We start from the raw sequence: 11171 nt of genomic DNA, 5'->3' as shown, positions 1-11171 counted from the left end.
CGATGATCTCCCGGAACAGCGGTCCAACTGTCGCGATTGTCCACCCTGAGCGGGACAGTTTTTGCGGCCGGGGTATGCGCGATTCCAGGCTTCCGGTATCTGTATCGGATTTTCTCGCAGCGCCAGTGCGGGCGGATGGTGTCGCGGTGGGGGACCGGCTGATGCGTCGCAGTGCGTCACATTGTGGCGCTACGGCGGATACCATCGGAGGGTGAAGGCATACCGTCGGCGCAAGAGACGAGCCTTCCTGCATCGGCGTGCGTCCCCGGCAGCCAAACGCCGGAAGGCCGCCGCCAGGCGCCAGCCGGCCGCCAAGGGGCTGTCGCAGGGGGAGGTGGCTACGCGGGTCGAGCGCGGGCTTACCAACCGCGTGCCGGACACCACTAGCCGGAGCCTGTGGCAGATCTTCCGGGCTAACGTCTTCACGCTCTTCAACGCAATCGTCGGCACGAGCTTCCTGCTGCTGTTGTTCCTGGGGCAATGGCGGGATGCCCTGTTCGGCCTCGCCGCTGTCAGCAATGCCGTGATCGGCGTCGTCGAGGAATACAGGGCGAAAAAGTCCTTGGACCGGCTGGCTGTCCTCAACGCCCCGCTCGCGCGGGTCTTGCGCGAGGGTCAGATCCACGACATCGCCACGGCCGACGTCGTAAAAGATGACCTCCTGGTGTTGCGGGCCGGGGATCAGGTCACTGCCGACGCTGCCGTACTGGAGTCGTCCGGCCTCGAGGTGGACGAATCGCTTCTCACGGGCGAAGCAGATCCGGTGGGTAAGGATGCGGGGACGGAAGTACTCTCCGGATCGATCGTCGTGGCCGGCCACGGCAACGCCCAGGTTGTCCGGGTCGGAGCGGCGTCGTTCGCGAGCCGGCTGACGGCAGATGCGCGACGCTTCTCGCTGGTGAACTCCGAGATCCGCAACAGCCTCAACCGTGTAATGCGCTGGATCGCCTGGATCCTGCTGCCCGTTGCCCTCATCGTGCTCAACGGCGAGATCCAGGCGCGCGGCGGCTGGCAGACCGCCATTTCCACCGGCGCCTGGACCCCCGCACTCGTGGGACTTATTGCCAGCATGATCGCGATCGTCCCGCTGGGACTAGTGCTGCTGACGAGCGTGGCTTTCGCCGTGGGCGGACTCCGGCTGGCTAAACACAACGTACTGATCCAGGAACTCGCCGCTGTCGAGGGACTGGCACGCGTAGACGTACTGTGCATGGACAAGACCGGAACCCTCACAGAAGGAGGCCTGGTCTTCGACGCGGTTCACCCGCTGGCGCCGCAACCGGGATGGGAACAGGCCCTCGCATGGTTTGGCGCCGAACCCGAGGCAAACGCCACGGCACGCTGCCTGAGCACGGCCTTTGAGGATGATGGCGGCCTTCAACCCGTCCGGACCGTGCCGTTCTCCTCCGCCCGGAAGTGGAGCGGAGTCAGCTTCAACGGGAGCGCCCGCGGTGCGCGCACCTGGATTCTCGGAGCACCGGAAATGATGCTTGTGCAGGGCGACGACGCAGCCGCACGTCTGAAGCCGTCGATCTCGGCGCCCGACGGCGCAGTACCGCGCCAGAGCGACGTCTTGCGCCAGGCTGGCGAACTGGCCGCATCAGGGCTGCGGACCCTGCTCCTGGCCGGCGCGGATCAGTTGCCAGCCAATGGGAAGGTGGAGCAGTTGCCGGGGTCGCTCCACCCTGTGGCGCTGCTGACCTTCCGGGAACAGCCGCGCTCCGATGCCCGGGAGACCCTCAAGTTCTTCCGGACCGAAGGGGTCGGGTTGAAGATCATTTCCGGCGACGATCCCCGCACCGTTGCCGCCATTGCCCGCAGGGTTGGCCTGGAGGTCACGGAGGGCTTCGACGCACGCTCACTGCCGGAGGACCCGCTGCATCTGGAGGAGGTGATGGAATCAAACATGGTGTTTGGCCGAGTGACGCCGGCCCAGAAGAGGGCAATGGTCGAGGCGCTCCAGCGCCGGGGACATACTGTGGCCATGACCGGCGACGGCGTCAACGACGCCCTCGCGCTCAAGACGGCCGACCTTGGCATCGCGATGGACTCCGCGGCGCCCGCCACCAAGGCAGTCGCGCGCCTGGTATTGCTCGACGGCCGCTTCGACCGGCTTCCCGGAGTCCTCGCTGAGGGCCGGCAGGTCATCGCCAATATAGAGCGGGTCTCCAGCCTCTTCCTGAGCAAAACGGTCTATGCGACCGCCATCGCGGTGACCTTCGGGCTCCTGCAGTGGACGTTTCCGTTTCTTCCCCGCCAGCTATCCTTCACGGACGGCCTGACGATCGGAATCCCGGCCTTCTTCTTGGCGCTCATGCCGAACCCGCGCCGCTATCAGCCCGGATTCCTGCGCCGGTCCCTATGGTTCTCCGTCCCTGCCGGACTGATCGTCACGGCTTCCCTGCTCACACTGAACGCATTCGCGCCGCTGGCCGGCACGGCCACGTCCGAACAAGTCAGCAGCGCCTCTGTGCTGACGCTGTCCATGGTCGGACTGTGGATCCTATCGGCCGTGTCGCGCCCCCTCAACGCGGCGCGCCTGGCCGTGGTGTTGGCCATGAGCGCCTCCCTGCTGGTCTCGCTCAACCTCCCGCTCGTGCAGGAATTCTTCCTGCTTTCCCGGCCACCCGGCGGGTTGTTGCTCGCGGCCGTGGCGTGCGGGGCCGCCGGGGGCCTCGGAGTCGAGGTCCTGGCGCGGGTCCACGCCCGGGCCTTCCCGCAACAAGGTCCGGTGGTGAAGAGCGGTTAAATGGGCTCATCAATTATTAGCGTCATGTACTCAACCGAAGGGGCTGGAAGCCCTGCAAACAGAGGTGTGGTCCAGACATCTTTTGCTGGGGAACCATGGGAGCCCCAGCGACCCAGACTGGCCTGTTCAATCCGGGCACTTGGAGGGCCCATATTTTCCGGGGTTATGGGGGAATTGGGCGCCGCGTTCACAGGCGGGGGCGGTGGTGCAGGAGGGTTGCACACAGCACCGATGCGAGGAATATCTCAGGAGGCATTCCTCGGCCAGGGCTTCGGGGTGATCTCTGAAATCGATGTCCGCTCAACCTTCGAGACCAAGCTCGGGGAGGAGAACGGACAGGCCTTGGGCGGCTACCTCATCCTGGGCGTCTGCAATCCCGCCCTGGCCCAACGCGCGCTTGGGGAGGGCTCGTTCCCGTTTGTCCGGCCAAGAGGGGTGTGCACGTTGTCCACACCGGAGTGCGTTTCCTGCCGTTGCTGCCTTGTGGCTCGCACCTTGCCTGCTTCCCACGAGACGGGCAGGAAGACCCCTCCGGAAACCCGGGGATCTTCCTGCCTCAAGTCACGCAACTTCAGGTTAGGGGTTTGCTGGGTGCAGCGGGCCCATCCGCGGCGTCAATGTTGGTGAAATTGGCCCCTTTTGATGATTGAGAAATTGAGCGGTCGCAAGACCGCGGCAACTGACCGGCGTTGCCGGTCAGTTGCCGGGGGATCGAGGTGCCTCTGGCGCCGGCTGTCAGGTTGCTTCCCGATCCTCGCTCGATCATCCACTCCTCACGCAGGCAGTGCTGTCACACCGTGGGGGCGATGTTCTGGTTCAACCGGAATAGATTGGTGGGGTCGTATTCGTTTTTCAGTTCCACGAGCCGCCGGTAAGTTTCCGCCGGGTACGACGCCCGGACGAGCGCCGTATTCGCTTCACCTGTGAAATTCACGTAGGCCGTCACATCCGGACCGAGCGCGGACGTCACGCCCCGGGCCCATTCGACGACGTCCGCGAAGCCTTCCGCCGTCGGCGTGCGCGCAACAACATTGACGATGAATTCCTGGTCGCGGAGTGCGAAGGCCGTTGCTTCGGCAGGAACCCGGCCGACCGCGCCGCCAAGGTGGTGCAGGTGAATCTGCGTCATGGCGCTGGGCAATGCCGCAAACGAGTCCAGCAGCACGCGTACGGACGCGTCGTCGGCGGCGCGCAGAAATGCCGAGCGGAAATAGTTGTGCACGCCCCGCGGGTACAGCGGATCGAGCGCCTGCTGCCACCCCGCGTACGGGTTGGCCGCGAACACATCGGCGATGACCGTGCCCAATGACCGGAAGGGCGCGGTGGCGGCCTCGCCGGCATCGAGATCGCCGGACCAGCACCCTCCCACAGCGATGACCGGCTTGCCGTGCACTGATTCTGGCAGGAACGGGACCGGTGGCGCCATGGTCATGTTGACCAGCGTGGTCAGCTCATCGGGGGCCGCCGCGCAGGCCGCCCGATAGCCGCGCAACACCTGCTCCGCCTCTTCTGCGGGGTAGAAAACCAGGCCGGAAAGGACGATGGGCCCCACTTCGTGCAATTGATACTCGAAGGACGTCACCACACCGAAATTGCCGCCGCCGCCGCGCAGCCCCCAGAACAAGTCGGGGTGCTCATCGGCACTGGCGTGAATAAACTGCCCGTCAGCAGTGACGACGTCGGCCCCGACCAGGTTGTCGCTGGCCAGCCCGTGCTTGCGCACGAGCCAGCCGATGCCGCCGCCGGTGGTGAAGCCGGCGATGCCGGTTGAGGACACCAGGCCACCGGTCACGGCTAGCCCGAATTGCTGGGTCTCTGCATCCACGTCCTTCCAGGTACACCCTGCCTGTGCGGCCACGCGGCGGCGGGCAGGGTCCACCTGGACCCCCTTCATCAGCGAAAGGTCCAGCACGATACCGTCGTCGACGGTGGAAAATCCGGGGATCGAATGGCCACCGCCGCGAACCGACAACGGCAACCCCTCGCTGCGCGCGAGATCGACCGTGCGGATCACATCTGCCACACCCGCACAGCGTGCGATGAGCGTCGGGCGCCGGTCGTGGGCCCCGTTCCAGATGCTGCGTTCGTGGTCGTAGTCAGCGTCCCCTGGCCGGACGACCGTGCCGCGCAGCCCGGCGGCGAACTCGGCGATGGTGGCCTCGCCGATGCGGGTCGGCCTAGTCTGCGTCGTTGTCACGATGCGTTCCTCCTGATTGCTGTTGGYTTGTCAGATCCATTTGTCAGATCCAGGAATCACGCTAGTGAACCGTACTCAACGAGCACTCAACGCCGTCTCAACATCATCACCCGAGTCCCGCCTACGCAGTGCGGCCAGCCGCTGACCGGCGATGAGGCATCTCGTCCGGTCGAAAATCGCCCCAGCCCTGTCAATTTCGCGGGCCGCCCGATGCGGGTCGCCGAGCTCGTTGGAAAGCTCTGCCACCATCAACCGTTGCCAGCCAGTGTGTCGCCGCCAGGGGGCGACCTTTTCCGCTGCCTGCCTGTACATTTCCCGCGCTGCCCGGACCTCCCCGGAGATCAGTTCGGCGGCACCGAGAATGGTCAGCGTGGCGCCCATCCCCACTTGATCTCCCGCGGACTCGAACCCTGAAAGGCAACGCCGAGCGTCCGTCAGGCCGCGGTCGATATCACCACCCATGGCGCGGAGCAGGGCGATATTAATCTCGGTCAGCAGCTCGCCGCGTCGGTCGCCCAAGCCGAGCCGAAGCTCCCGCGCCAAGGAAAGTGCCTCATCGGCCGCGCCGTGGTCGCCACAGTCGCGCAGAATGCAGCCAAGTTGGTGAAGTGTTTGCGCCCTGGCCAGGTCATCTCCTAACTCGGCGAAATGTTCGGCTGCATCCGTGATGACGGATATCGCAGACGGCGTGTCTCGCGAAAGCCTGGCCGCGTAGCCGATCGCGGACAGCACGTAGCCTTTGGCTTGGATAACGCCAACCCGCCGGCCCAACAGCAGGGTCTCCTCGACGCAGGGGACCAACCGACCGGCGATCGGGACCAGTTGCAGGCTGGGAGTGATCACCGGCAGGAAGGGTGGGGTGCTGGTCTCAGACTGTGCGAGTTCGCTCAGGCAGGTGTTTAGGTGACGGGCGGCGAGTGGTCCGTCCTCCCGGGACAACGCGCTCTGGCCGAGCAGCCAACTGCTGGCAGCGCAATGTTCGGGTCTGTCACCCTCGAATGCCTCGGTGTGCACGTCGGCTGCCAGCTGTTCGGCCTCGTCCAAGTCGAAAGTGCTCCAGGCGAGCGAGGTCTCAATGAGCCGTGCCATCGCCACCTCGTCGGGGTTGCCGATCTCCCGCATGATTGCCAGGGCCTCCGCGCCGAGCGCCCGATGCCGGTCGCCGCGGCCCTGCCGGCTGTCCAGCCCGGTCAGGCCGATCAGAGCAGCCGCGCGAGGCCGGGTCGAGTCGGGGGCCACCGCCAAGGCACGCTCCACCCAACGTGCTCCCTCGACCGCGTGTCCGCGGAGGAACCAGAACCGCCACAGGCTGGCCGCGAGCCGGAGCGCGGTCTCGGGCTCGTGGGCGCACGACCAGCGCAACGCAGCGCGCAGGTTGTCGTGCTCGCGGTCGAGCAACTTCGGCTGTTCGATGACCACCCCGGTGGCCCGTTCGGGATTGTGGGATTCGGCGACGGCAAGGAAGTAGGCGCAATGCGCAGCCGCCAGTTGAGCCGCCTCACCTGCATGATCGAGATTCTCTTGGCCAAACTGGCGGACCGTCTCCAATTGCCGGTATCGGGTCCCGGCGCCCCTCCTTTCGGTGACCACCAAAGACTTGTCCACCAGCTTGGCCAACAGGTCGAGCAGTTCGATCTGCTGGAGGGACGCGTCAGCGCAGACTGCTGCCACAGCGTCGAGGGTGAAACCACCCGCGAACACAGACAGCCGGCGCAGCAGAACCTGCTCCGGTTTGGTGAGCAGTTCGTGGCTCCATTCCAAGGTGCCACGCAGCGTCTGGTGCCGCGTGACGCCGCTGGTTCCGCCGCCGAGCATGGACAAAGCATCGCCCAATCCCTGGACGATCTCGGCGGGTTCGAGTACGGCGGTTCTGGCCGCGGCCAATTCCAGGGCCAGCGGCATCCCGTCGAGCCGTCGGCACAACTCTGTCACCCCCTGCGCGTTGTCGGCGTCGAGCGCGAAACCCGGCCGGACCTGCGCTGCACGCTCAACGAAAAGCCGGACAGAGGGCAGACGGCCCAGCACGGCCAGGTCGGGAGCGTCGGTCCGCAGGGGCGAGGGCAGGGGCAATGACGGCACCCGGTAGGTGTACTCCCCGTCGGCATGGAGTGGCTCCCGGCTGGTGGCGAGCACTCTAACCCCAGGGGATCCGTCCAGTAGCGCGACGACGAGATGCGCACATGCCGCGAGCAGGTGTTCGCAGTTGTCCAGCACGAGGAGCAGCGAGCGTCGCCGCAGTTGGTCGACCAGCGCTTGCACGCGGCTTGGTGCCGCGCCGGAATCCAACCCGAGGACCTCGGCTACGGCATCGGCCACCAGCAGCGACTCCCCAACGGCCGCGAGGTCAACGAACCAGACTCCGTCCACGTACTCAGGACGAACTCGCTTCGCGGCCTCCAATGCAAGTCTGGTTTTGCCGCTGCCGCCAGCCCCGGTGAGGGTGAGCAGGCGAGCATGGCCCATCAGCCGCTGGACGTCAACGAGCTCACGCTCGCGCCCGATGAAGCTTGTCAACGGGGATGGCAGATAACCGATGGCATCGTCTTTGCCGGTCACGCCGGCGGGCCGGTGGAGGCGTTCCTCGGGCGGCGAGCCGGTCAACAGCTCGCGAAACAGTCCCGTCGTCCGGGTGTCCGGGTCGGTCCCGAACGCGTCGAGGAGTTCGTCGACCAGCCGCTCATATCGTGCCAATGCTTCCGACCGCCGGCCCATCCCAGCCAGCACCACCATCTGCGCGCGCACGGCCCCCTCGTGGATGGGATCGGATTCGAGCGCATGGGTGAGGATGACCAACGCTTCCTCCGGTGCGCGCTGCGCTACCGTGGACGCCAGTTTCACCAGTACCTCGAGATGGATTTCCCGGAGCTCATCGCGGCGTGTCGTCAGCCAATCCGCATCCGGCAGCTCCGGCAGAAGATCACCACTGTACAAGTCGGCCGCATCGCGCAGGCTTGCCTCGACGCCTGCAGCCAACGCTGCCACGGCCGAACGCTTGAACTGCAGGACATCGACATCGACCGGGCCAGTGTCATCCAGCACGACCACTTCACCGCGGATGACGAGGAGCCCGTCGCTGCCGGCTCCAGCGCTAGCGAGCGCACGGCGAGCGACGTACAGGGTCTGATGCAGATTCCGTGCGGCGGCCACCGGCTCCATGTCAGGCCACAGACGGTCCAGTACCTGCTCGCGACGGCCACGCTGACCACGCGCCAGCGCCAGCATTGCCACCACGGCCTTTGCCTTCTGCAGCCGCCAGTGGTTGTTCTCGACGGCGTTCCCGTTGACGTACACGATGAACGAGCCGAGAAGCTGGATGCGCAACCCGCTTTGGGTAGGCTTCATGGTTCTTCAGTATCCGCTCGCCAACCGGCGTTGTCGAACAACGAAATTTCCCACACGCGCCCTGCCTTGGCTCACTCTGTGAGCGGCCCATCAGTAGCAAGCAAACCACCAGAACCACAGCAGCCAATCGCCCCCGTCCGGCTCGATTCCGACAACCACCGCCGCCGGCACACTGCCGTGGGAAGTCGCCAAAAACCTCGGCGTCTCTGTACCTACCCTCTACCGGTGCGTCCCGGCAACGGATGCGGGCAAGGTTCTGAGTTGCTGAAGTTCGCGGAGAATCTCCAACTGCTGGCAGTTAATATCCATCAGGAGATCGATCTCTTCCTTGGACTTCAGGTTCGTAGTGTAGTCATGCTGGGCCATGGCCCCGGCGATGGCATCCTGGCGTTTGGCGGCGATGAGCAGAATTGCTCCTTGCAGACCGGCCAGCATGGACAGAAAGAGGTTAAGAAGTATGTAGGGGTACGGATCCCAGGCATGGGTCGCCAGCGCCCAGGTGTTTATGGCGGCCCAGACCAGCATGAAGGCGATGAAACCTCCCACGAAAGGCCAGCTCCCCATCCCGTTTCGCATGAGGTCCGCGGCCTGCTGCCCGCGGGTGAGGGAAGCCTTGTGCTTGTCGTGCCAGGTGTTCGGTTCTCCGGTCATCCTCCACCCTAACCAGACCTGGCGGCTGGGACGTGCTTCTCCGTTGGTCTGCGCCATGAGTCCTAACCCTCCGGTGCCGTCGGATCTCCCGGCACCTGCCTGGCGCCGCGATTGCGGCACCGTGATCTAAGCCCGGCATGCTGCACGATCTTTCGGTCCTGAAACTGCGAGCTTGGTTAGGGGAGAGGACATGAGATTCCGGCCGTAAAGACACGGCGGACGACGGCGGGAGGTCCCGCCGTCGTCCGCAAGAGTTACAGTCAGCGCTGTCCGGCTAGGAGGCGGGGTCCGTTTTTCCAGGGGCGAGACCGTAGAAGGGCGTGAAACGACCCCTGGCTCCGGGGGAAATGTTGGAACGGACGATCGAAGCGCTCTCCAGCGCTGCCAAATGGTATCTGACTGCGCCTCGCGAGGACGCGATACCGTCGCTGATGTCAGCTACTTTGCTTGCCCCATGGTTTGCCAGGTAGTCGATGATTTGTGATTTGATCGGTGCGTTTCTCGCTGTTTTCGTCCGCTCATTGCGGTGCACGTCGATCGGGCTCTGGACTTCAAAGTCGGCTGTCATTGGCGATGGCCTTTCATCCGGTGTGAGGGTAGGTTCGCTGGTTGAAAATTGGTTAGCCGAGCGGGATCCGGTCAGTGCATCGAAACGAGCTCAGGCTCCCTGCTGTCTTCAGTGACTTCCGCGTTTTGGGAGGCTTCCGCGCGTGACGCTTCGAGGAGGGACGTGGACTTGTCGTGGTTCCGGCCGATCACCGCCGTGGCGATGGCATTTCCCAGGATGTTGGTGGCGGTGCGTCCCATGTCCAGGAGCTGGTCGATCACCAGCAGGACACCAATTCCGGCGGCGGGGATGCCGAAGGCAGGCACCACGGCGGCAACGACGACGAGTGACCCGCGTGGCACGCCGGCCATGCCCTTGCTGCTGAGCAGGAGCATTGCGGTCATCGCGATCTGCTGGCCAAGGTCCATGTCGATGCCGTAGGCGTTGATCAGGAAGACCGACGCGAAGGTCATGTACATCATGGAACCGTCCACGTTGAACGAGTAACCCAGGGGCAGCACGAAACCGGTGGTGCGCTTTTCGATGCCGAACTTGGTCAGGCCTTCAATGAGCTTGGGCAGGGCGGCTTCACTGCTGGAGGTGGCGAACGCGATGACCATGGGTTCGCGCACTATCCGGACCAGTCGGAAGGCGGCCCGTCCGAGGAAGGCGACGGCGACGCCGACCATGATGACCCACAGGGCCGAGAGAGACACATAGAACCCGCCGATGAACGACGCGTAGGTGGCAAACGCATCGAGACCTTGGGAGGTGAAGGCCGCTGCGATGCCGGCGAAAACGCCGACGGGTGCCGCCAGCATCACATACCCGGTGACCTTCAGCATGACGCCCATCAGTTCGTCGATGGCATCGGCTATGGAGGAGCGGCCCTTCTTCCGGAGATTCAGCAGGGCGATGCCGAAGAAGGCGCCGAATACGAGGATCTGAAGGGGGTTGTTTTCGGTCAGTGCGGCGAAGACGCTCGTGGGGATGATGTGGGTGATGAACGCCTGGTAATCGAGGGGCTTCGTTTCCATCCCCGCGTCGCCTCCCGGCATCAGGTGGAGCCCGTTACCGGCGTTGAGTACATGGGCCGTGATGAAGCCGAACGCGCCCACCAGGACGGAGGCGGACAGGAACCAGATCATTGAGCGGCCAAAGAGCTTGCCCACGCCGGCGGATTTGGCCGCTCCTGCGATGCCGGAGACGAGGGTGGCGAAGATCAGCGGGGCAATGATCATTTTGATGAGGTTCAGGAACATGTGCGTCACGGTGTCGAGGACCGCCACGACGGATTCGCGTGTGTCCACCGGCAGCAGCCAGTGGAAGAGCAGACCGCTGAGGATTCCGAACAGGAGCGCTGCCAGGATCCACATCGTTGATTTGTTTTTCATAGTCAGTCCTTGGGTAGAGGCCGGGTTGGTGGCCCGGTGCTGGAACGGTCCTCGTCATCGAGTTCCGTTTTCTCTGTAGTCGATCGGGTTTTTGGGCACGACGGCGTGCCCCTTGCTCCCTGGTCGGGCGGGGTCGTCGGTCTGGGGGTGGCCCACTACCGCAGGGTTCCCTAACCGAGCTTGCGAGGTTAGGGAGCGGTTGGGGATTATTTGGTGAGGTTGGCCAGGCGGTGCGGGCTGAGGAGCTCGGTGAGCTGCTCGTCGGTGAGCAGGCCGTGTTCGAGTACTAGT

At 64.8% G+C, this 11171-nt stretch carries 6 protein-coding genes; 1 reads left to right on the top strand and 5 read right to left on the bottom strand.

The annotated features are described in order from the left end of the window. Positions 1-211 precede the first annotated feature (211 nt). On the top strand, positions 212-2749 hold the full coding sequence (locus AC1D1W_RS18060; RefSeq protein WP_476944406.1) for an HAD-IC family P-type ATPase: 2538 nt from the start codon (positions 212-214) through the stop codon (positions 2747-2749). Positions 2750-3539: 790 nt separating this feature from the next. Here AC1D1W_RS18060 and AC1D1W_RS18055 read toward each other — a convergent pair. The 5 genes from AC1D1W_RS18055 to AC1D1W_RS18035 all read right to left on the bottom strand — a co-directional run bounded on the left by AC1D1W_RS18055 (position 3540) and on the right by AC1D1W_RS18035 (position 10880). Then, the gene (locus AC1D1W_RS18055) at positions 3540-4946 is read right to left on the bottom strand and encodes an FAD-binding oxidoreductase (RefSeq protein WP_476944405.1); all 1407 of its coding nucleotides are present in this window, start codon (positions 4944-4946) and stop codon (positions 3540-3542) included. 75 nt (positions 4947-5021) lie between these two features. Further along, positions 5022-8288: a BTAD domain-containing putative transcriptional regulator gene (locus AC1D1W_RS18050; protein WP_476944404.1), complete on the bottom strand. Its 3267-nt coding sequence runs from the start codon at positions 8286-8288 to the stop codon at positions 5022-5024. 219 nt (positions 8289-8507) lie between these two features. Continuing rightward, entirely contained in the window at positions 8508-8996 is a 489-nt protein-coding gene (locus tag AC1D1W_RS18045) for a DUF1003 domain-containing protein (RefSeq protein ID WP_439954077.1), read from the bottom strand. Positions 8997-9213: 217 nt separating this feature from the next. Beyond that, positions 9214-9507: a winged helix-turn-helix domain-containing protein gene (locus tag AC1D1W_RS18040; protein ID WP_476944403.1), complete on the bottom strand. Its 294-nt coding sequence runs from the start codon at positions 9505-9507 to the stop codon at positions 9214-9216. Between the two features lie 71 nt (positions 9508-9578). Beyond that, positions 9579-10880 (bottom strand): dicarboxylate/amino acid:cation symporter, encoded by a 1302-nt coding sequence (locus tag AC1D1W_RS18035; protein WP_476944402.1) that lies wholly within the window; start codon positions 10878-10880, stop codon positions 9579-9581. Positions 10881-11171 lie beyond the last annotated feature (291 nt).

Source organism: Arthrobacter sp. P1_B4, from assembly GCF_056406555.1.
Note: the sequence above shows the minus strand (reverse complement) of the source record. Positions and strands in the feature narration are given on the sequence as shown.